23 protein-coding genes are annotated in these 20,534 nt (G+C 66.7%); 2 read left to right on the top strand and 21 right to left on the bottom strand.

What is annotated here, in order from left to right:
* Positions 1–19 precede the first annotated feature (19 nt).
* The 16 genes from ACTNAU_RS10745 to ispD all read right to left on the bottom strand — a co-directional run bounded on the left by ACTNAU_RS10745 (position 20) and on the right by ispD (position 14,312).
* The gene (locus tag ACTNAU_RS10745; protein ID WP_441098418.1) at positions 20–799 is read right to left on the bottom strand and encodes a 4Fe-4S binding protein; all 780 of its coding nucleotides are present in this window, start codon (positions 797–799) and stop codon (positions 20–22) included.
* A gap of 179 nt (positions 800–978) precedes the next feature.
* Positions 979–1,710: a YebC/PmpR family DNA-binding transcriptional regulator gene (locus ACTNAU_RS10750; RefSeq protein ID WP_021659946.1), complete on the bottom strand. Its 732-nt coding sequence runs from the start codon at positions 1,708–1,710 to the stop codon at positions 979–981.
* A gap of 18 nt (positions 1,711–1,728) precedes the next feature.
* Entirely contained in the window at positions 1,729–2,151 is a 423-nt protein-coding gene (locus ACTNAU_RS10755; protein ID WP_243147926.1) for a Mini-ribonuclease 3, read from the bottom strand.
* Positions 2,152–2,166: 15 nt separating this feature from the next.
* Positions 2,167–3,438 carry a GTPase ObgE gene (gene obgE / locus ACTNAU_RS10760; protein ID WP_441098419.1) on the bottom strand — a complete coding sequence of 424 codons (1,272 nt, stop codon included), beginning with the start codon at positions 3,436–3,438 and terminating at the stop codon, positions 2,167–2,169.
* A 208-nt stretch (positions 3,439–3,646) separates the two neighbouring features.
* On the bottom strand, positions 3,647–3,925 hold the full coding sequence (rpmA, locus tag ACTNAU_RS10765; RefSeq protein ID WP_021659950.1) for a 50S ribosomal protein L27: 279 nt from the start codon (positions 3,923–3,925) through the stop codon (positions 3,647–3,649).
* Positions 3,926–3,929: 4 nt separating this feature from the next.
* Entirely contained in the window at positions 3,930–4,244 is a 315-nt protein-coding gene (locus ACTNAU_RS10770; RefSeq protein ID WP_021659951.1) for a ribosomal-processing cysteine protease Prp, read from the bottom strand.
* 4 nt (positions 4,245–4,248) lie between these two features.
* Complete coding sequence (gene rplU / locus ACTNAU_RS10775) at positions 4,249–4,560, bottom strand: 50S ribosomal protein L21 (protein WP_021659952.1); 312 nt, start codon at positions 4,558–4,560, stop codon at positions 4,249–4,251.
* Positions 4,561–4,721: 161 nt separating this feature from the next.
* Positions 4,722–5,567, bottom strand: a complete 846-nt coding sequence (folD, locus tag ACTNAU_RS10780; protein WP_441098420.1) for a bifunctional methylenetetrahydrofolate dehydrogenase/methenyltetrahydrofolate cyclohydrolase FolD — start codon at positions 5,565–5,567, stop codon at positions 4,722–4,724.
* On the bottom strand, positions 5,564–6,568 hold the full coding sequence (gene lgt, locus ACTNAU_RS10785; protein ID WP_441098421.1) for a prolipoprotein diacylglyceryl transferase: 1,005 nt from the start codon (positions 6,566–6,568) through the stop codon (positions 5,564–5,566). The genes folD and lgt overlap by 4 nt, the downstream gene beginning before the upstream one ends.
* Before the next feature lie 48 nt (positions 6,569–6,616).
* Positions 6,617–7,939 carry an EF-P 5-aminopentanol modification-associated protein YfmH gene (gene yfmH, locus ACTNAU_RS10790; protein ID WP_185914683.1) on the bottom strand — a complete coding sequence of 441 codons (1,323 nt, stop codon included), beginning with the start codon at positions 7,937–7,939 and terminating at the stop codon, positions 6,617–6,619.
* 12 nt (positions 7,940–7,951) lie between these two features.
* The gene (locus ACTNAU_RS10795; RefSeq protein ID WP_441098422.1) at positions 7,952–9,220 is read right to left on the bottom strand and encodes a M16 family metallopeptidase; all 1,269 of its coding nucleotides are present in this window, start codon (positions 9,218–9,220) and stop codon (positions 7,952–7,954) included.
* Between the two features lie 40 nt (positions 9,221–9,260).
* Positions 9,261–10,853, bottom strand: a complete 1,593-nt coding sequence (locus ACTNAU_RS10800; protein ID WP_441098423.1) for an NAD(P)/FAD-dependent oxidoreductase — start codon at positions 10,851–10,853, stop codon at positions 9,261–9,263.
* 38 nt (positions 10,854–10,891) lie between these two features.
* Positions 10,892–12,157 (bottom strand): CdaR family protein, encoded by a 1,266-nt coding sequence (locus ACTNAU_RS10805; protein ID WP_441098424.1) that lies wholly within the window; start codon positions 12,155–12,157, stop codon positions 10,892–10,894.
* On the bottom strand, positions 12,154–13,029 hold the full coding sequence (gene cdaA, locus ACTNAU_RS10810; RefSeq protein ID WP_441098425.1) for a diadenylate cyclase CdaA: 876 nt from the start codon (positions 13,027–13,029) through the stop codon (positions 12,154–12,156). The genes ACTNAU_RS10805 and cdaA overlap by 4 nt, the downstream gene beginning before the upstream one ends.
* 36 nt (positions 13,030–13,065) lie before the next feature.
* The gene (gene ispF, locus ACTNAU_RS10815) at positions 13,066–13,590 is read right to left on the bottom strand and encodes a 2-C-methyl-D-erythritol 2,4-cyclodiphosphate synthase (RefSeq protein WP_207721183.1); all 525 of its coding nucleotides are present in this window, start codon (positions 13,588–13,590) and stop codon (positions 13,066–13,068) included.
* A 2-nt stretch (positions 13,591–13,592) separates the two neighbouring features.
* Positions 13,593–14,312 (bottom strand): 2-C-methyl-D-erythritol 4-phosphate cytidylyltransferase, encoded by a 720-nt coding sequence (gene ispD, locus ACTNAU_RS10820; RefSeq protein ID WP_441098426.1) that lies wholly within the window; start codon positions 14,310–14,312, stop codon positions 13,593–13,595.
* A 290-nt stretch (positions 14,313–14,602) separates the two neighbouring features.
* Between ispD and ACTNAU_RS10825 the strand changes: the two genes are divergently transcribed.
* The gene (locus ACTNAU_RS10825; RefSeq protein ID WP_256136579.1) at positions 14,603–15,928 is read left to right on the top strand and encodes an amidohydrolase; all 1,326 of its coding nucleotides are present in this window, start codon (positions 14,603–14,605) and stop codon (positions 15,926–15,928) included.
* Between the two features lie 289 nt (positions 15,929–16,217).
* Positions 16,218–16,748 carry a GNAT family N-acetyltransferase gene (locus tag ACTNAU_RS10830; RefSeq protein WP_207721182.1) on the top strand — a complete coding sequence of 177 codons (531 nt, stop codon included), beginning with the start codon at positions 16,218–16,220 and terminating at the stop codon, positions 16,746–16,748.
* Between the two features lie 78 nt (positions 16,749–16,826).
* Here the strand turns inward: ACTNAU_RS10830 and ACTNAU_RS10835 are convergent, their stop codons facing one another.
* The 5 genes from ACTNAU_RS10835 to ACTNAU_RS10855 all read right to left on the bottom strand — a co-directional run bounded on the left by ACTNAU_RS10835 (position 16,827) and on the right by ACTNAU_RS10855 (position 20,480).
* The gene (locus tag ACTNAU_RS10835) at positions 16,827–18,491 is read right to left on the bottom strand and encodes a bifunctional diguanylate cyclase/phosphohydrolase (RefSeq protein WP_441098427.1); all 1,665 of its coding nucleotides are present in this window, start codon (positions 18,489–18,491) and stop codon (positions 16,827–16,829) included.
* A 187-nt stretch (positions 18,492–18,678) separates the two neighbouring features.
* A complete protein-coding gene (locus ACTNAU_RS10840; RefSeq protein ID WP_044993103.1) occupies positions 18,679–18,804 on the bottom strand; it encodes a cyclic lactone autoinducer peptide in 126 nt (41 codons plus the stop codon).
* Entirely contained in the window at positions 18,801–19,454 is a 654-nt protein-coding gene (locus ACTNAU_RS10845; protein ID WP_441098428.1) for an accessory gene regulator B family protein, read from the bottom strand. The genes ACTNAU_RS10840 and ACTNAU_RS10845 overlap by 4 nt, the downstream gene beginning before the upstream one ends.
* A 3-nt stretch (positions 19,455–19,457) precedes the next feature.
* The gene (locus ACTNAU_RS10850; RefSeq protein ID WP_216401503.1) at positions 19,458–19,922 is read right to left on the bottom strand and encodes a hypothetical protein; all 465 of its coding nucleotides are present in this window, start codon (positions 19,920–19,922) and stop codon (positions 19,458–19,460) included.
* Positions 19,923–20,480 carry a DUF5317 family protein gene (locus tag ACTNAU_RS10855; RefSeq protein ID WP_185914673.1) on the bottom strand — a complete coding sequence of 186 codons (558 nt, stop codon included), beginning with the start codon at positions 20,478–20,480 and terminating at the stop codon, positions 19,923–19,925.
* Positions 20,481–20,534: the final 54 nt, after the last annotated feature.

Here is a 20,534-nt window from a genome sequence, read left to right on the forward strand (position 1 = left end):
CGCCCGCACTGGACTGCGATCACCCGAAAAAGGCCACCGGCTCCCGGCGGGCAGCGCACTTCTTTTCAAAGCCCTTCCGGGCCAACCGGTAGGCAGGGCCCCGAAAGGCGCGGGCCCCTGTGGGGCAGACGGCGATGCAGGCGGCACAGGAGATACACCGCTCCCCGTCGGTCTTTTTGGGGGCGGCGGGGTCGATGGCCCCGGCCGGGCAGACGGCCGCGCAGGCCCCGCAGCCGGTGCAGCGGCGGTCGCCGGAGGGGTGGAGAGGGACGGACCCCGCCTCCCTGTACGGGCGGCCGCCCGGCAGGTGGAGGGCCAGGGGCGCGGCGGGGTCAAGGGCCTCGGCCGCCGCCTTCCCCTCGGCGGCAAAGCGAGCGAGAAAGGCCGCATCCTCCCCGTCGGGGCGGCCCTGGCCCACGGTGGGGAAGATGGAGTGCTGGGCCACCGCCGCGGCCGCCCCCACCGTGTGAAAGCCTCCCGCCTCCAACAGGTCGGAGAGCTCCACCAGGCAGTCGTCAAAGTCGCGGTTGCCGTAGACCGCCACCGCCAGGGCGGGCCCACCCTCCCCCTTCAGGCGGCGCAGGCTCTCGGCACAGAGGGCGGGCACCCGCCCGGCGTAGACCGGGACGCAGACCACCGCCAGGCAGTCGGCGGAAAGGGCCCACTCCTCCGTCAGGGGCTGGCGCAGGAGGTTGCGCCCCTGAGTGGGGAGGGTGAGTCCCTCGCCGATGAGGCGTGCGGTCCGCTCGGTGGTGCCGGCGGCGCTGAAATAGATGAGCTGGGCGCTTTTGATCTTCATTTGGTTCTCCTCTTTCTCTCTCGGTTTTTCTCCACTATCCCCCAAAGAAAACAGCCTGTCAAGTGGGACCCGCTTTACAGATGCAAAAAGGGCCCGCCGGCGCCTCCTCCGCACAAAAGCGGGGAGGGGCCGAAGCGGGCCCAAAACGGCAGCGACAGGGGGTGAGGGTGAGCAAACGGCTACTCGCCGTCCTCCTCGTCCCAGTTGTGCCAGATGTCCTGCACGTCGTCGTCCTCTTCCAGGTGGTCGATGAGCAGGCCGATCTTCTTGATTTGGTCGGGGTCGTCCAGGTGGGTGGTGGTGCTGGGGAGATAGGCCACCTCGGCCGAGTAGAAGACAAATCCCTTTTTGTCAAAGTACTCCCGCGCGGCGGAGAAGCCCTCGGGGGCGACGGTGCACTCGATCACCCCGTCCTCAAAGGTGTAGTCCTCCACCCCGGCTTCCAGGGCGTCCTCCATAAAGGCCTCCTCGTCCACCCCGTCGGCGTTCAGGTCGATGACCCCCTTCTGGGTGAAGAGGAAGGAGACACAGCCCGACTGGCCCAGGTTGCCGCCGAACTTGTCAAAATAGTGGCGGATGTTGGCCGCGGTGCGGTTGCGGTTGTCCGACAGGGTCTCCACCAAAAAGGCGGTGCCACCGGGGCCGTATCCCTCGTAGAGGATCTCTTCATAGGTGTCCTTGCCCTCGCCCATAGCCTTTTTGATGACCCGCTCGATGTTGTCGTTGGGCACGTTGTTGGCCTTGGCATTGGCGATGGCGTCGCGCAGCTTGGAGTTGGAGGCGGGGTCAGGCCCGCCCTCTTTGACGGCGACCGAGATCTCCCGGCCGCACTTGGTGAAGATCTTGGCCTTCGCGCCGTCGGTCTTCTCCTTCTTGCGCTTGATGTTGTTCCACTTGGAATGTCCCGACATGGTGTGTCCTCCTTTTTCCTATTTTGGTTCGCCGGGCGGGGTGGGGTCACAGGGGCCCTCCCGCTCTTCCATTTCTAAGATGGCGGCGATGAGCTCGTTCAGCCGCGCCGTCTCGCCCTTTAAGTCCAGGTAGCCCACCAGGGCTTCCAGCCCAGTGGCAGCCCGGTACTCCGCTGGGCTGGCGTTTTTGGGGACGGTCACCCCGCTGGCGTTGCGCCCCCGCTTGTAGATCTGCTGCTCCTCCTCGGTGAGGCGGTCGTATATGTAGCGCACGGCCCGGCACTGGGCCGAGGCGCGCACGTGCTGCACACAGAGGTTGTGGAGCTTTTTGGGGGGCATGCTCCCCCCCGCCTCCACCAGGTAGCGGCGGATCGCCAGCTCGTAGACCCCGTCGCCGAGAAAGGCCAGGGTCAGCGGGCTGAGCTGTTTTGGGTGTTCCAAAGGCATCCCCCTCTTTTAGTAGACAAAGGTGAACTCAAAATCGCCCACCCGCACGGTGTCCCCCTCCTGGATGCCCATCTCCTCCAGCCGGTCGATGACGCCGCTCTGGCGCAGCACTCGCTGGAAGTACTGAAGGGACTCGTAGTCGTCCATATTGACCGAGCCCAGCAGGGCCCCGGCCCAGTCGCAGACCACCTCGTAGGCCGCGTCGTCGGCCCGGCGGACGGTGAACTGGCTGTAGTCGAGGGGCTTTGCCTCCTCCCGCACGAAATCGCTCTCGTAGCGGACGATGGGGGGCAGCTCTTCCAGGGCGCGGCTGACGGCGTTCACCAGGTCCCGCAGGCCCTGGCGGGTGGCGGCGGAAAGCACATAGAAGGGATAGCCCTGCTCGCGGACAAAGGCGCCAAAGCGCGCGATCTGCTCATCGCTGGCCAGCTCGCACTTGTTGGCGGCCACAATCTGCGGCCGCTGGGCCAGCTCACTGCTGAAGTTTTCCAGCTCTCGGTTGATGGCGGCAAAGTCCTCGCAGGGGTCGCGCCCCTCCAGGCCCGAGACGTCCACCACGTGCAAGATCAGCCGGCAGCGGTCCACGTGGCGCAGGAAGTCGTGTCCCAGGCCGACCCCCTCGCTGGCCCCCTCGATGAGGCCGGGGATGTCGGCCATGACGAAGGAGTGCCCCTCCTCCACCGAGACCACCCCCAAGACCGGGGAGAGGGTGGTGAAGGGGTAGTTGGCGATCTTCGGTTTGGCGGCGCTCACCGCCGAGATGAGGGTGGACTTGCCCACGTTGGGGAAGCCCACCAGCCCCACGTCCGCCAACAGCTTGAGTTCCAGCACCAGCTCGAACTCCTCCCCCGGCTGGCCGGGCTTGGCAAAGCGGGGCACCTGGCGGGTGGCGGTGGCGAAGCGGGCGTTCCCCGCGCCGCCCCGGCCGCCCAGGGCCACGGCCACTGGCTCGTCCCCCGACAAGTCGGCCATCACCTTGCCGGTGCCGGCCTCCTTCACCAGAGTGCCCTTGGGGACCTTGATGAGGATGTCCTGCCCGCTCTTCCCCTTGCGATTGCCGCCGGAGCCGTTTTCACCCCGCTCGGCCGCGAACTTGCGCTTGAAGCGAAAGTCCACCAGGGTGGAGAGGTTGGTGTCCACCTGAAAGACCACGTTGCCGCCCCGGCCGCCGTCGCCGCCGTCCGGGCCGCCCGCGGCCACATATTTTTCCCGGCGGAAGGAGACGGCCCCGTCCCCCCCGTCGCCGGCCTTGACCTTGATTTTCACTACATCGACAAACATCGGTTCACCCGTTCGCGCCCGCTGGCGCGCCTTTCTCGGAGAGCGCTCTCCCGCCCTGCCTCTCCCCCTTACCTTTTCCCGGTTTGCCGGGGCCCATGCGGGCGGGCGGGGGAGCGGCGGCCTTTTTTCAAAAGGAAATCCCGAGCTTTCGCCCGGGATTTCCGAAAAGGCTCATCTGCAAAGGGCGAAAAACCGCCGGGTCGCTTTTCTACGCCTCGTAGACGCTGACCTTTTTGCGGTCTTTGCCGACGCGCTCGAACTTCACCTTGCCGCTAACTTTGGCAAACAGGGTGTCGTCAGACCCGCGGCCCACGTTCTCACCCGGGTGGATGTGGGTGCCGCGCTGGCGGACCAGGATGTTGCCGGCCAGCACGAACTGACCGTCGCCCCGCTTCACGCCAAGGCGCTTGGACTCGGAGTCACGGCCGTTCCGGGTGGAACCGACGCCTTTCTTATGGGCAAAAAACTGGATATTGAGTTTCAGCATTCCTCTACACCTCCGTATCGGTTATGACAATGTTTTTGGGATAGTCCTGCGCCAGCAGCGACAGCTGCAGGTACAGGCTTTCAAAGAGCAGCTTGGCGCCCTCGCCCCCCCCTTCGCAGCGAAGGGAGATGTCCCCCTCGTGTACCGAGAGGTCGGCGGGCAGCCCCGCGCACTCCGTCAGGCCGTTCGCCGCCATCTGCACCGCAGAGGTGACCGAGGCGCAGACAATGTCCTGTCCGCTCTCGGCAAAGCCGGCGTGGCCCTTGACTCGAAACCCGACGATCTCGCCGCCGCGGCGGCAAAAGCGGATGCGAATCATTTCCTTACGCGTTGATGGCGGTGATCTCTACCTTGGTGTAGGGCTGCCGGTGGCCCATCTTGCGCTTGGAGTCCTTTTTGGGGCGGTAGGTGAATACCGTGATTTTTTTGCCCTTGCCGGACTTGACGATCTTGCCGGTGACGTTGGCGCCCTCGACAAAGGGGGTGCCGACCTTCAGCCCGTCGTCGCCGGAGATGGCCACGACCTGCTCGAAGGTGTAGTCGGCGCCGTCTTCTGCGTCGAGCTTCTCGATGTAGACGACATCGCCCTGGGAAACCTTGTACTGCTTCCCGCCGGTCTGGATAACTGCGTACATATTTGCACCTGCTTTACATTAGACTCGCTGTATACATAGGCGGCGGGAGACCCGCTCTTGTGTTTGCCCAGAACATGCGGCTTCCCTAGTTTAGCAAATTTCTCCCGCCCTGTCAAGGGAAAATCCCCATGACAAAGCCGTTTTTCGCGGTTTTTGCGCCCCTATCTCCCCCCGGCGGCGCGCAGGGTGTTTTGCATGAGCATGGCGATGGTCATCGGCCCCACCCCGCCGGGGACCGGGGTGATGTAGGCGGCCTTTTGGGCGGCGGCAAAGTCCACGTCCCCGCAGAGTTTGCCGGCGGCGTCCCGGTTCATCCCCACGTCGATCACCAGGGCGCCGGGCTTCACCATCTCGCCGGTGACAAAGCCCGCCCGCCCCACCGCCGCCACCAGGATGTCGGCCCGGGCGGCAATCTCCTGCAGGCCCTGGGTGCGGGAGTGGCAGACGGTGACGGTGCCGTTTCGCCCCAACAGCAGCAGGGCAGTCGGCTTGCCCACGATGTTGGAGCGGCCGATGACCACGCAGTGCTTGCCCTCCACCGAGACGCCAGTGGAGTCGATGAGTTCCAATATCCCCGCGGGGGTGCAGGGGACAAAGCCGGGCTCCCCCACCAGCAGCCGGCCGGCGCTCTGGGGGTGAAAGCCGTCCACGTCCTTGTCGGGGGGGATGGCCTCGATGACCGCCCGCTCGTCGATCTGCGGCGGCAGGGGGAGCTGCACCAGGATGCCATGCACCGCATCGTCGCCGCCCAGGGCGGCGATGCGCGCCAGCAGCTCCTCCTGGGTGGTCTGCACCGGGAGGCGGTAGACCCGGGAGGAGATGCCCACCTCGGCGCAGGCCCGCTCCTTGTTGCGCACATAGATCTGGCTGGCCGGGTCCTCCCCCACCAGCAGCACTGCCAATCCGGGGGTGACGCCGCGCTCCTCCCGCAGGGCGCGGCAGCCGGCGGCGACCCGGGCGCGGACGGCGGCGGCCACCGCCTTGCCGTCGATGAGGGCGGCGCTCAACGGCCGTCCTCCGCGTCGGGGGCGTCAGAGGCCTCGGGCTCCGGGTCGGCGGGGCCCGCCTCGCCCTCTTCCGGGGCGGACGGTCCGGGTCCTCCCTCCCCCTCGGCGGCCGCCGCGGCGCGGGCCAACTGCCAGGCCTGGGGGCGCAGGTAGCTCTCGTCGTGGGCGGCGCGGATCTTGCCCTTGACGATCAGCCAGGTGATCAGGGCGGCGACGACGCAGGCCCCGGCCAGCAGCTGGGAGACCCGCAGCCGGCCGATCATCAGGCTGTCGGTGCGCAGCCCCTCGATCCAGAAGCGGCCCAGGCCGTACCAGCCAATGTAGATAAGGAACATCTCGCCGTCAAAGCGGCGGTGTTTGGTGTAGAAGTGGAGGATCAAAAAGCCCGCCAGACACCAGAGGAACTCGTAAAAAAAGCAGGGGTGCACCGGCATGGTGGGGTCCACCGCCACCCCCAGGTCGGCCAGGGCGGTGGCGTGGCGGGAGAGGTAGGCCTCGGTGTTTGGGGAGTACATCCCCCAGGGGAGGGTGGTGTTGGAGCCGAAGGCCTCCTGGTTGAAAAAGTTGCCCCAGCGGCCCAGGGCCTGGCCGATGAAGAAACCCATCCCCGCCAGGTCCAGCACCGGCAGCACCTTCATCTTCTTGACCCGGCAGGCGATGGCCCCCACCAGGATGGCCCCAATGAGCCCGCCGTAGATGGCCATCCCGCCGGTGCGGAAGTTGAAGATCTGCCAGAGGTTGTCCTTGAACTGGTCAAAGGCGTAGGCCACATAGTAGGCCCGCGCGCCGATGATGCCGCCGAAAAAGCCCCAAAAGACCACGTCCAAAAAGTCGTCGCCCTTCACCCCGAAGAGCTTGGAGCGGCGGTAGCAGTAGAGCACCGCCAGCACCAGCCCCAAGCAGATGACCACGGCGTACCAGTAGATTTCAAAGCTGCCGATCTTGAGGGCCACGTCATTGATTTTCAGATCGAGCCCCAGTCCGGGAAAACGCACTTCCATTGCAAAATCCTCCTTGTTTGTCGGGTGGTGGGTCCGCCCCGCGGGCGGCTATCTCTCCTCTTTCTTGGGCCAGATGATGGAGACCGCGCTGCGCTCCTGGCGCAGGATCTCGGCAAACCGGGCCTGCACGGTGGCAAAGCGAAGGGACTTGATGAAGTCGATGCTGTCGTACAGGGTGCAGCCCTGGAAATGGGCCCCCACCAGGGCGGTGGCAATGGCCTCGGGCCGGCCGAAGGTGCGGATATAGCGGCCGTAGATGCCCTTTTTGATCCGCTCGAAGTCCTCCCGGGGGAGGCCCTCCCGCCGGGCCTTTTCGATGGCCGCGTAGAGGCAGTAGGAGAACTCGCCGGTCTTCTGGGTCTCGCAGGAAAAGAGGAGGGCGTGGTAGCTGTCGCCGCTGAACACGTCGTAGCCGAAGGTGGGGCCGATGATCCCCGCCTCGTACATCTCGCGGTAGAAGTCGCTGGTCTCGCCGGTGAGCAGTTCCAGGATCACCGTGTCCACCACTCGGTCAAAGGGGCTCTCCACCGGGGCCTCCTTAAAGCCCACCGTCACCAGGGGAACGGCGATCTGCAAGCTCTCCTCGGCGTAGGTCTTGACGATCTCCCGCGGCTCGTAGACCCGCTCGCGGCGCAGGGAGAAGGGGCCCTCGGGGGCCTGACTGCAGCGCTGCCGGCAGACTTCCAGCACCTCGTCCGGGTCGATGTTGCCGGCCACCGCCAACACCATGTTGCGGGGGTCGTAGAAGAGGCGGTGCACCCGCTCCAGGGTGGCGCGGTCGATCTTTTGGATCGAGTCCACCGTGCCGGCGATGTCCTCCTTCACCGGGTCGTTGTGGTAGAGGCAGCCCAGCAGGTCGAAGGTGGAGCGCCAGTCCGGGTCGTCGTCGTACATCTTGATCTCCTGGGCGATGATCCCCTTCTCCTTCTCCACGTTCTCGTCGGTCAGGTAGGGCGCGCCGATCTGCCCCAGGAGGATGTCCACCGACTGGGCCACGTTCTGGGTGGCGGTGAAGAGGTAGCAGGTGCGGTCAAAACTGGTGTAGGCGTTGGCGCTGGCCCCGGTCTTGGCGAACTTCAAAAAGAGGTCGCCCTCCTCGCTCTCAAAGAGCTTGTGCTCCAAAAAGTGGGCCACCCCGGCGGGGATGTGCACTTCCTCCTCCCCGTCGAAAAAGGCGCAGTCCTGACTGCCCACCTTGCACCCCAGCAGGCAGTGGGCGGTGGAGAGCCCCTCGGTGGGGTAGAGCAGGACCGTCAGCCCAGAGGGCATGACCGCCTTCTGGTAGCCGCCTGCAAACCCCTTGGCGCGAATCGTCTCGGTGCGAACCAAATCCATCCCGTCTCCTCTCGCAAACAGTCGCTTGTCTTCCATCTCGCCGCCCCCCTAGAGCGCCCGCTGCCGGGGCTTGAGCAGGTAGCGGAGCCGCTGGGAGAAGCTGGCGCAGACGGCCATGACCTCTTCCCGGGTGGCGGCCTCGATCTGGGCGGCCGCGTCCTGGGGGGACTGGGCGTCCCCCTCCAGCACCTGGCCCAGGTACCAGGGGTCCAGCTCGGCCAGGGAGTCCTCCATGGCGGTCATGCTGTTTTTCAGGTAGGCCTTGGCGTCCTGCAACTCCTCGTCGGTAAAGTTGCCGGCGGCCAGCTCCGCCAGTTCGCGGCGGATGCTCTCCTCGGCGCGGGGGACGTCCTTCTCGTCCAGCCCGCAGTCCACTGTCAGCACCCCGGTCACCCGGTTGAAGCGGGCGTCGCAGTAGTAGCAGAGGCTCTGCTTCTCCCGCACGTTGGCAAAGAGGCGGGAGAAGGGCGCCCCCCCGAAGAGGGCGACGGCCGCCCGCACCGCCCCGTACTGCTCGGGGGCGAACCGGCGAGCGGGCAGGAAGCTCAGGGCCAGCTTGGACTGGGTGACCGAGAGGGCCTCCTCCACCTCCCTGGGGCCCTCGGTCGAGGGCAGCGGGGGGAGGGAGAAGACGGCGGGCCGGGGCGGCAGGCCACCCAACTGCCGGGCAAAGACCTCGGCCGCGCCCGAGAAGTCGCCCCGGCCGCTGCAGAGGATCTCCACCTGGGCGCTCTCCAGCAGCCGCTGCAGGGCCCGGTAGAGGGCCGCCCCGTCTAGGGCCAGGACCGCCTCTTTGGTGCCCAGGCGGAAGCCGGCCAGGGGGGTCCCCGCATAGAGGATCTCCCGGCTGCGCCCCAGGGCGTAGGCCCGCTTGTTGTTGATCTCGCTGTCGATCTCCTCGCAGAGGTTTTTCTGCTCCACCGCCACCTCGTCGGGGAGGAAGGCGCCCCCGGGGGCGTTGGGCCGCAGCAGCATGTCGCAGAGGAAGTCGGCCAGTTCGCCGTTGATCTTCTCCCGCTTCCAGGCAAAGGTCTCGTCGATGGTCTGCACCGCCAGGCTCAACACCTGGCAGCCCCCCAGGGTGGCGAGGGTGCAGTCGTAGTAGGCCCCGTAGAGGTCGTAGAGCTTGCGGTTGAGGGGGGCAAAGCCGGGGTAGCGCTCGCTCCCCCGCCGCAGCAGGTAGGAGAGCATCGCCCCCTGGGCCGACGCCTCCTCGCTGCGGGGGAAGCAGAGGTTGACGGAGATGCGGTTGCAGACGTAGCGCCCGTCCCCCAGGGTGGTGAGGGAGATCCCCTCGGCAAGGGTTTTTCGTTCCATGTATGACAGTCCTTCCGTTGTCTTTCTCAAATCCATTCGCTCACCGGGCCGGGCTGCCGCTGCCCATGATGGCCTGGGCCACCCGGACCCCGTCCACCGCCGCCGAGACGATCCCCCCAGCGTAGCCCGCCCCCTCCCCGCAGGGGTAGAGGCCGAAGGCCGCCGGGGAACAGAGGTCCTCCCCCCGCAGGACGCGCACCGGGGAGGAGGTGCGGGTCTCCACCCCGGTGAGGAGGGTGTCGGCCGCGTCAAAGCCGGGCAGCTTGCGCCCGAAGTCCCGCAGCCCCAGCTGAAGCATCCCGTACACCCGGGGCGGGAAGAGGCGGGAGAAGTCGGCTGGGGCGACCCCCAGGGCGTAGCTGGGGACCACCCGGCCAAAATTCGCCCCCGGCCGCCCGGCCAAAAAGGCGTCGGCGCTCTGGCAGGGGGCCCGGTAACCGCCGCCCCCCAGGGCAAAGGCCGCCCGCTCCAGCTGGCGCTGAAAGGCGATGCCCGCCCGGGGGTCCTGGCCGAAGTCCCGGCTGTCCACCCCGGCCACCAAGGCGCTGTTGGCGTTGGGGCCGCTGCGGGCGTACTCGCTCATCCCGTTGACCACCACGCCCCCCTCTTCGGAGGCGGCGGGGACCACCGTTCCCCCCGGGCACATGCAGAAGGTGTAGACCCCCTGCCCGTCCACCCGGCGGGAGAGCTGGTACTCCCCCACCGGCAGGTGGGGGTCCCCGGCCAGATCGCCGTAGAGGCCCCGGTCGATGTCCCCCTGCAGGTGTTCGACCCGGACCCCCACCGAAAAGGGTTTGGGCGCCACCGGCAGTCCCTTGTCAAAGAGCAGCGCAAAGGTGTCCCGGGCGCTGTGGCCCACTGCCAGCACCAGCCGGGAACAGGGGATCTTCTCCCCCCCGGCGGTGCAGGAGACCACCCGGCCCCCGGCGATCTCGATTTCTTCCAGGCGGGTATCGAAGCGGATCTCGCCGCCCAGGCGGAGGATCTCCCCCCGCACATTTCGCACCACCTGCCGCAGCCGGTCGGTGCCGATGTGGGGCTTGGCCCGGTGCAGGATCTCCTCCGGCGCGCCGAAGGCGGCCAACTGCCGCAGCACCCAGCCGCAGCGCTCGTCCCCGATGCGGGTGGTGAGCTTGCCGTCCGAGAAGGTGCCGGCGCCCCCCTCCCCGAACTGGACGTTGCAGGCCGGGTCCAGCTCTCCGGTGCGCCAAAACCGCTCCACCGCCGCCACCCGGCGCTCCACTGGGGCGCCCCGCTCCAGCACCAGGGGGCGGTATCCCTGCCTCGCCAGGGCCAGGGCGCAGAACATCCCCGCCGGGCCCAGGCCCACCACCACCGGCCGGTGGGCCAGCGGCGCCCCGGCGGGGGCAAAGGCGGGCGGGGTCTCCCGCACCAGGCGCACCCCCTGCTCCCGGGCGGCGAGGCGCTCTTCCAGGGCGGGGTCGCGCAGCGCCAACTCGGCGCTGCAGACATAGCGCACCCGGTCGCGGCGGCGGGCGTCGAGGGAGACCTTGGCCAGGTGGCTCTCCGCCAGTTGGGCGGGTCTCAGCCCCAGGCGGCGGAGCGCCTTCTGGCAGGCGGTGGTCGGGTCCTCCCCCAGGGGGACGGGGATATTCTGCACCAAGATGGCCAAGGGGCGGCCTCCTCTCTCAAAAATCTCTTGTGGGTCTCCTATTTGGCGCTCACCTTCACCACCACTTCATAGCTGCCGGTGGGCCAGACCATGGCCCCGCTGGTGGTGGAGAGCTGCACCGGCACGTTGTACTGGCCGTTTTTCAGCTCGATGGACGAGCCGTCCACTTCGGCGACGATGTCGGTCCCCTCCAGGGCGTCGATGTCGCCGTGCAGCCCCACGAACTTCACCCCGTAGAGGCGGCGGGTCACCACCGAGATGTCGTAGTTCTCGGGGACGTTGATGACGTTGATGTTGGAGACGGTGAAGCTGCCGCCGTCGTAGCGGCTGCCGAAGCTGACGGCCACCGAGTCGAAGTCGTCCAGGTTGACAAAGCCGGTGGGCAGCTGGTCTTGCACCTGGAAGGTATAGCCGTTTTTGTAGTCGAAGTCCAGCACGTTGACGTAGCCCAGGGTGATGGCGGTCATCCGGTCCACCGTCTCGGCGGGGCCGGCCACCTGGATGGCGGTCTCGCTCAGGTCGTACTGCAGGGCGCTGCCGTCCAGCCCGCTGGGCAGGTTGGTGAAGGCCACCTTCAGGGGCAGGGTGGCCTTTTTCAGCACCGGGATGGTCACCTGCACCTTGGGGGTGTCGACAGAGAGGGTGCTGCCCAGCTCGATCTCGCTGCCGTCGGCGGCGTAGAGGCGGACCTCCGCCTCCACCTTGGCGGTCTTTGCCAACTTGGTGTCCTTGCCGTCCAGCCGGACCTCGGCCTTGGCCACCTGATCCACCGCCGACTCGGGCCCCTTGACGGTGATCTCCTTGGGGTTGGCGGCGGAGGAGCCGAGGATGTAGCCCTCCTCCGCGGTGTAGCCGGAAACGGCGACGGACAGTTCGGTCTTGAGGGTCTTGACCCGGTCAAAGGTCAGCTCCACCTGCTCGGGGGAGACCGAGAGGATGGTGAAGTCGGCCGCCGAGTCGGCCTTTACCGCCCGCAGGGAACAGGTGTACTTCCCCGCCTCGGTGACGCTGGTGAGCACCGGGTAGACCACGATGTCGGAGGGCTTGAGGGAGCCCACCACCTCGCGGCGGCCCTCCACCTTGACGCGGACGGTGCGGTTTTGCCCGTCCACCACGTCCAGCCCCACCGAGGACAGGGTCTCGTTGCTGCCGGAGATGGTGATGGGCACGTCGGAGACGGTGGTGGTGATGGTGGGGCTGATGGTGAAGGCCACCACGAACCAAAAGAGGATGGCCACCCCCACCGAGAGCACCTTCATGAAGCGGCTGTCGTCCATCAGCCGCTGAAAATCGAGTTTCTTCATCTGTGTTCCCTCCTGCCAAAGGGGAAGCGGCGTTTTTTCTGCTCGGCGGCGGGGGCCTGGGGCAGCAGCTCGTTGGAGAGCAGCCGCTGCAGGTAGTCGCGCTCGATGCCCCGGTGGAGGTGGCCGTCGCAGGCCACCGAGATGAGGCCGGTCTCCTCGCTGACCACCACCACCACCGCGTCGGAGTTTTCAGAGACCCCCAGGGCCGCCCGGTGGCGGGTGCCCAGCTCCTTGCTGATCTCAAAGTTTTGGGAGAGGGGGAGGAAGCAGCCCGCCGCGCAGACGCGGCCGTCGCGCATCACCACCGCCCCGTCGTGCAGGGGGGTGTTGACGAAGAAGAGGTTGCCGAAGAGCTCGACGCTGGGCTCGGCGTCCACCACGGTGCCGGTGGAGATGATGTCCCCCAGCTTGGTCTTCCGCTCGATGACGATGAGGGCGCCGGTCTTTTTGCCCGAGAGGATGTCGGCGGCGTCACAGACCACGACGATGGCCTTCTCCACCTTTTTGCGGGTGGCTTCGTCCACCGTGGAGCCGGAGGAGAAAAACCGCAGGCTGCGCAGTTTGGTGCGGCCCACCTTCTCCAGCGCGCGGCGGATCTCGGGCTGAAAGACCACCACCAGCGTCACCACCCCGAATTGGAGGATGGCGTTGAGGAGGAATTTCAGCGATTCCAGCCCCAGCTGGGAGGCCAGCACATAGGCCACCAAAAAGACGATGACCCCCTTGAGGAGTTGGGCCGCCCGGGTCTCCCGCACCAGGATAAAGGCGACATAGACGATGTAGGAGACGATGGCCACGTCCAGAACATCCATGACGGTGATGGTCTTGATGACGCTGACCAGCGAGTCGAAAAACGTGGTGATGGCTTGCATGGATAAGCCCCCTTCTATGGCAAAGGTTACAGGTGTTTACAGGGCGGGTCCCCCCGCCCTGTCGGGGGAGGGAGGGGTCTCGATGGGCAGCAGCAGGCAGACGCTGTGGGCGGCAATGCCCTCCCGGCGGCCGGTGAAGCCCAGGTGCTCCTCGGTGGTGGCCTTGACGCTGATGTTTTCCAGTTCGGTCTGCAGGTCGCCGGCCAGGTTGCGGCGCATCTGCTCTATGTACGGGGCCAGTTTGGGGGCCTGGGCGATGACGGTGCAGTCCAGGTTGCCCAGCTTGTAGCCGCGCTCCTTCATCATCTCCCGCACCGCCCGCAACAGGGCGCGGCTGTCGGCGCCCTTGTACATGGGGTCGGTGTCGGGGAAGTGGGCGCCGATGTCCCCCAGCGCCAGGGCGCCCAGGATGGCGTCCATGGCGGCGTGCAGCAGCACGTCGGCGTCGGAATGGCCCAGCAGCCCCTGGTCGCAGGGCACGTCCACCCCGCCCAAAATCAGCTGCCGCCCCGGCGAAAAGGCGTGCACGTCATACCCGTGCCCGATGCGGATCGCTTGCATCTCTACTCCCCCCTCACGGCCAGGATCTGCTCGCAGAGAGCCAGGTCTTCCGGCGTGGTGATCTTGATGTTTTGATAGCTCCCCTGCGAGAGGTAGACGCGCCGTCCGGCGCTCTCGAAGAGCTGGCAGTCGTCGGTGTAATCCCGCCCCTGGGCGAGGGCCTCCTCCATGGCGCGGCGGTAGGTCCCCACCTCGAAGATCTGCGGGGTCTGGCAGGCAAACAGGGTGGCCCGGTCGGGGGTGGAGTCGATGAAGCCGTCCTCCCCCCGCACCTTGATGGTGTCCTTCACCGGGACGGCGGCCGCCGCCCCGCCGTGGGCGATGGCGTCGCGCAGCACCCGGCGGATGAGGGCCTTGTCGCAGAGGGGACGGGCCCCGTCGTGGACGGCCAGGTACTGGCAGCGCCCGTCGAGACAGGCAAGGCCGATGGCCGCCGACTGCTGGCGGCTCTCCCCCCCGCGGACGATCTGGCTCACCTTCCCCAGCCGCCAGCGGGCGCAGAGGTCGGCCACCTTGGCGATCGACTCCTCCCGGGTGACCACCACGATCTCGCCGATCTCCCGGCACTCCTCAAAGCACAGCAGGGCGCGGGCCAGACAGGGGATCCCCCCCACCGGGGCAAACTGCTTGTCGATCCCCTCCATTCGGCTGGCGCTGCCGGCGGCCACCACGATGGCCGACACAAAAGGCCGCTTCTCCCCCACGGCGCACCCCTCCTCCAAACGAAAAAAAGAGGCCGCCCAACCGGCTGCAAAAGGGCGGCTCAAAACGCTCCTATACGCCTAACAGTATACTATAAAACCCCTGTCGTTTAAACCCCTGATTTTTCCTGTTCGCCAAAAGTTCACAAAAGCGGCGGCCCTTCCTTGGGCGAAATGACCCCGCCGCCAAAAAAGGGGGTGAAACTTTGGCCAAAGCCCCCATTGCCAGCCCCCGCCGCGGGCGGATATAGTGTTGTTGTGCGACCATTTCGCCGGCTGTGCGCCGGCCCGATAGAAGGAGCGAGTGACAAATGGACAAACAGCAGATCAAGGCGGCCGTCTGCGCGGCCATCGACCAAAACCGGGACAAGCTCATCGCCCTGGGCAAGGACATCTTCGCCCACCCCGAGCTGGGCTATAAGGAGACCCGCACCAGCGCCCTGGTGCAGCAGATGTTTGAGGAGCTGGGGCTGCCCTACCAAAACGGGTTGGCCCTCACCGGGGTCAAGGCCCGGGCCGCCGGGCGGGACCACCGCGCCACCGTCGCGGTGATGGGAGAATTGGACGCGGTGGTCTCCCCCCTGCACCCCAACGCCGACAAGCAGACCGGCGCGGCCCACGCCTGCGGCCACAACGCCCAGATCACCACCATGTTGGGGGCGGCCATGGGCCTTTGCCTCTCGGGGGCGATGGAGCAGCTGGACGGGGACGCGGTCTTCATGGCGGTGCCCGCCGAGGAATTTGTGGAGCTGGAGTACCGGGAGAAGCTGCTGCGCGACGGCAAGATCGAATTTTTGGGCGGCAAGCAGCAGCTGATCGCCGAGGGCGCCTTTGACGACGTGGACATGGCGATGATGGTCCACTCGATGCCCGGGGCCCCCACCCCCCAGTTCACCGCCGTGGGCGCGGGTTGTTCGGGCTTTGTGGGCAAACTGGTGAAATACCGCGGCAAGGAGGCCCACGCCGGGGCCGCCCCCCACGACGGCATCAACGCCCTCAACGCCGCCTGCCTGGGGCTGATGGGGATCAACGCCCAGCGGGAGACCTTCAAGGACGAGGACGGCATCCGGGTGCACCCCATCATCACCAAGGGGGGCGATTTGGTCAACATCGTCCCCGCCGACGTGCGCATTGAGACCTATGTGCGGGGCCGGGGGATCGACGCCATCGTCGACGCCAGCAAAAAGGTGGACCGGGCCCTGCGGGGCGGGGCCATGGCCGTGGGGGCCGAGGTGGAGATCGTGCAGCTGCCCGGCTACCTGCCCATCGACACCAACCGCCAGATGGACGCCCTGTTCATGCAAAACGCCGCCGCGCTGGTGGGGGAGAAAAACGTGGTGGACGCCAGCGCCATCCCCGCCGGGGGCGGCAGCTCCGACGTGGGGGATCTGAGCCTGGTCATCCCCACCATCCAGCCGGTGGCCGGCGGCTTCAGCGGCACCGCCCACGCCATGGACTTTTTGGTCTGCGACGAGGAGATGGCCTACATCAACCCCGCCAAGATGATGGCCTGCACCGTGGTCGACCTGCTCTGCGATGGGGCCGAGGCCGCCTGCCAGGTCAAGGCCGAGTACAAGCCCACCTACACCAAGGAGACCTACCTCGCCTTCTGGCGGGAATTCGTCAAGGCCCAGTAAAACATCCAATGCCCTTTGGCGCCCGCCGCCCCCCCTTTTTCGGGGGGCGACGGGCGCCTTTTTGGGCGTGTACAGGGGTCCGGGAAGGACCCCGCGGGCAGACCAGGGAAAAAGCCCCTGCCCGCAGGGCCGCCCCAAAGGCCGCGGCAGACCCGTCTCGGGGCGTTTTCCTTCCCCCCCTCCCCCCCAGAAAGAGGGGCCCACCGACAAGCGCAGTCCACCCCGCCCTTGCCCCTCCGCCAAAAAACTGGTAAAATAGGCGGACAAAACTGGAAGGGGGAAGCGGTGGATGGCCATTGTTTTGGAGACCGAGCGGCTTGTTTTGCGGGAGATGGAGCAGGGGGATCTCGACGACCTGGCCCAGATGCTTCAGGACCCGCAGGGGATGCTGGCCTACGAGCACGATTTCACCCCCGAGGAGGTGCAGGACTGGCTGGACCGGCAGCGGGGCCGCTACGCCCGGTGCGGCTACGGCCTCTGGGCGGCCTGCCGAAAGGACAGCGGCGAGATGGTGGGCCAGGCAGGGCTGACGTGGCAGCCCTGCGAGGGGACAGAGGTGCTGGAGGTGGGCTACCTCCTCAAGCGCCGGTGCTGGCACCAGGGCTACGCCCGGGAGGCGGCCGCCGCCTGTGTCAACTACGCCTTCACGGTCCTGGGGGCCGAGAAGGTGCACGCCGTCATCAAAGCCGACAACCTGCCCTCCATCCGGGTGGCCCGCGCCCTGGGGATGGAGCGGGAGCGGGCCTTTCTCACCCGCTATTACAGCGGCGAGCGGCTGCACTACCTCTACGCCGTCTGCCGCCCGCCCCAGGAGGGGTGAGGGGCAGGGAATGAAAAAGAGAGAGGGGGGACGACTGGTCCCCCCTCTCTCTTTTGGGCGATCTTCGCATCTCCCCCATCAGCGCACGGTGCGCAGGGCCTCGATGAACTGGTCGGTGAGGACCGGGTCAAACTGGGTACCCCGGCAGCGCGCCAGCTCCACGATCCCCTCCTCAAAGGTGCGCCCCTTTTTGTAGGGCCGGTCCGAGAGGATGGCGTCAAAGCTGTCCACCAGGGTGAGCACCCGCGACAGGTAGGGGATCTCCTCCCCCTTCAGGCCGTCGGGGTAACCGCTGCCGTCGTAGCGCTCGTGGTGGTGGCGGACCAGTTCGGCGGTAAAGGCCAAACTGGGCAGGTTTTGCAGGATGTAGGCCCCCTCCTCGGGGTGGCGCTTCATCTCCCCCCACTCCTCGTCGGTGAGGCCGATGGGTTTGAGCAGCACCTCTTTGGGGATGTTGATCTTCCCCACGTCGTGGACATAGGCGGCATAGACCAACTGCCCCGCCTCCTCCGGCGGGAGGGCCAGCTGCCGGGCCATCATGTCGGCGTAGTAGACCACCCGCTCGGTGTGGCCAAAGGTGTACATGTCCCTGGAGTTGACCACGGCGATGAGGGCCCTGATGGAGGCCAGGGCCTCCTCCACCCCCTCGCTCCCCTCCCGGGGGAACTGCTCCAGCAGCGAGACGTAGACCTCCACCCGGTTTTTGCGGAAGAACTTGGCCCGGTAGAGGGCGTCGTCCCCGCTGTGCACCAGCTCCTTGTAGTCCACCTGCTGGGGGGTGCGGGCAGCCACCCCGCAGGAGATGGTCAGCCGCCCGCCGGGCAGCACCTCCTCCCCGGGGAAGGGGTGCTCCTCCACCGCGGCGCGAAGCCGCTCGGCCAGGGCGCGGGCTTCCTCCTCCCCCACCCCCGGGAGGATGAGGGAGAACTCCTCCCCGCCGTAGCGAAAAATCTGCTCCCCGCCCCCCAGCAGTTGGGTGAAGAGCCCCGCCATGGCCGCCAGGGCCGTGTCGCCGGCCTGGTGCCCGTGGCAGTCGTTATAGGTCTTGAAGTAGTCCACGTCGGCAAAGATGAGGGAGAGGGGCTGGTCCTCTTTCACCGCCCGCTCAAAACTCGCCTGCACCGCGTCGTAAAAGCTGCGGTGGTTGAGAAGGCCGGTGAGCCCGTCCACTCGCACCTGCTTCTCCAAGCTGGCGATGTACTCCTGCCGGATCTGGGAGTAAAAGCCCAGCGCCCAGGCGGTGACGATGAAGGCCCCGCAGAGGAGCAGGTCGTTTTGCATCTGCAGGTTGACCCCGCCCTGGGTGGGGGCCCAGATCGCGTCGATGGCCACGATCGCCAGGGAGCAAAAGGCCGCCAGCCCCAGGCCGACGCGCATCCCCGACTCGAAGGTGTAGCTGATGATGAGGAAGAGAAAGAGGATCTTGTACTGGCTCTCCCAGAGGCCGGTGACGGCGATGGCGAAGAAGAACACCCCCAGCATCAGCCCGCACTCCAGCGCCTTGCCCCAGCGCTGCTGCCGCTTGGTGGCCCGGCGCAGGTTGAAGAGGCAGAGGTAGATGGACGCGGCGATGGCAATGGCCGCCAGGGGGACATACCAGACGTAGGAGGCAAACTCCGCCCCCGCATCCACCTGCCAGTAGGCAAACTGCAAAAAGGCGATGGCGGCAAAGAAGAGGGAGAGGAGCCGGACCGAGAACAGAAAATCCTGTATGTTGAGGCGATCTGTCTTTTTGTTTGTCATGTTTGTCATCCTTGCCATCCTTGTCATCAGCCCCCCTTTCTGCCCGGGCGCACAGGTCGTCCGGGCATCCGTCGTTTTTTGTCGCTGCTCTCTCGATTGTATGGCCGATGCGTGCTCCTGTCAAGGACAGATGTTCTGCAAAAAAGAGCCTTTCGGCTCTTTTTTGCGGTTCGCAGTCCTTGCCATCTTACTTGTTCAGGCAATCGGGTTCCTTCGGCTGGTAGAAAAACCACAGGCAAGCCGAAGAGGCCATCAGGGCCGCGGCTGCAGTTGCCAGCGCCGCCAGCGCTGCATACCACTTCTTCCCTTTCACGTCATGTCACCTCCTTTCCCGGCGGGCGCCGGAGCGCCCGCCAATCGCTTTGCCAGCCGCACCGCGGCCGGGGTGAGGGAGGCCGCCTGCCAGCAGATCGCCAGGCAGAGCGCGCCCCCGCAGCTCCTCCACCCGCCGCCGGCAAAGCCGCCGGCCAGGGAGAGGGCCGCCAAAAGGGAGGCCAGGGCCACCCCCCGCCTGCGAAAGGCGGCCCGCAGCCGCGCATCCCGCAGCCGCTTGTTGGGGTGATCCACCGGCGCCCAGAGGGAAATCGCCAGGATGGAGAGGAGGGAGAGGGCCGCCGCCCCCGCCAGCCAGAGGGGGCGGGGCAAAGACAGTGACAGGGCCCAGCCGGAGAGGAGGGCCATCCCCCAGCAGGAGAGGGCGCTCACCGCCCCGCAGAGAAAGGGGCTGGGCGCGTGGGCGCCGCCGCAGAGCCGCCGCAGCAGGGAACCGCCCACCAGGGCGGTCAGCGCTTCCCCCAGGCGGCCGCTCAAGCCGCCCAGCGCGCCCACCGCCAGCAGGAGAAACGCCGTCTGAAAGAGGCCGAAAAAACCGTAGGCCAGCACCTCGACGCGCTCCGGCGGGTAGGACAGGGCGCTGCCCACCCGCCCGGCCGCCCGCTGGGCCGCCCCTTCCAGCCAGCCCACCGGTCAGTCCCGCCGGGCGCGCCCGGCCCGCTTTTTCTTGAGGCCGTAAGCGCCCAGCAGCACTGCCGTCAACAGCAGCACGGTGGGCAGGCCGGCGACGGTCTTGTAGAGGCGGTCTTCAAAGACCACCCCCAGGTCGCCGTGGAAGAAGAGCTGAAGGAGAAAGACGTTGACCGCCTCCAACAGGGCCAAAATCAGGGTGACGATCAGGCTGGACTTGATGGAGGTGAGCAGGTCGATCTTGCAGAGATAGGTGGCCAGGGAGATGAGGACGATGACGTTGAGGAGGATGTAGACGCCGTTGTTCAGGGGGAGGGCCCGGGTGATGATGGTGGTGATCACCAGCACCCCGGCGGAGAGGAAGTACTGCCGCCTCTCCACCGGCTGGCCGGCAAAGACATAGAGCCCGAAGAGGAGCAGCAGCACCTCCGGGATGTCGCGCAGCAAGAGTTCCACCAAAAAGATCATCTATCCCAACTCCTTTGAAGCGGCCTTCTGCGAGAGGTGGCGCAGGGTCGCGTAGACGGCCAAAAAGCCCATCACCCGCACCAGCACGTCCCCGATGCTAAGCACGCTGTAGCCGATGTCGATGTAGTCTGCGAGCACCTTCAGGCGGGTGCCGCTGTCCCCCAGCACGTGGATGCCGCCGCCCAGGTTGAGGTTGCGGCTGTTGACATACCCCGTCAGGTAGGAGAGGGTGGGAAAAACCGGCATCTTCCCCCCGTTGAGGCCCATGACCAGGTTGTTTAAAAAGCTGCCCAGAAAGACGCACCCTGCGCTCAGGAGACCCGCGTCCCAGAGCCGGTAGCCGATAAGGGGGAGGGCCAGGGCCAGCATGTAGCTGGTCTTGAGGATGGGGGCGTAGGGGATGAAGGTGTAGACCCCGCAGAAGACGCAGACCTGAAAGGCGATGGTGCAGAGTTCCAGCAGATAGGCGGGATAGAGGAGCTTCGCCCGCCTGAGGCCGGCCGGGGAATAGCCCTTGCGCCGGGCCCACCAAACGGCGAGAAGAATGGTCTCGATCACGTTCAACCCGCCTTTCCCCGGCACTGCCGGCCCTGTTTCTCACCCTCTCATTAT

This window comes from Bittarella sp. HCP28S3_D9 (genome assembly GCF_052065655.1).
GTDB lineage: Bacteria > Bacillota > Clostridia > Oscillospirales > Ruminococcaceae > Bittarella > Bittarella massiliensis.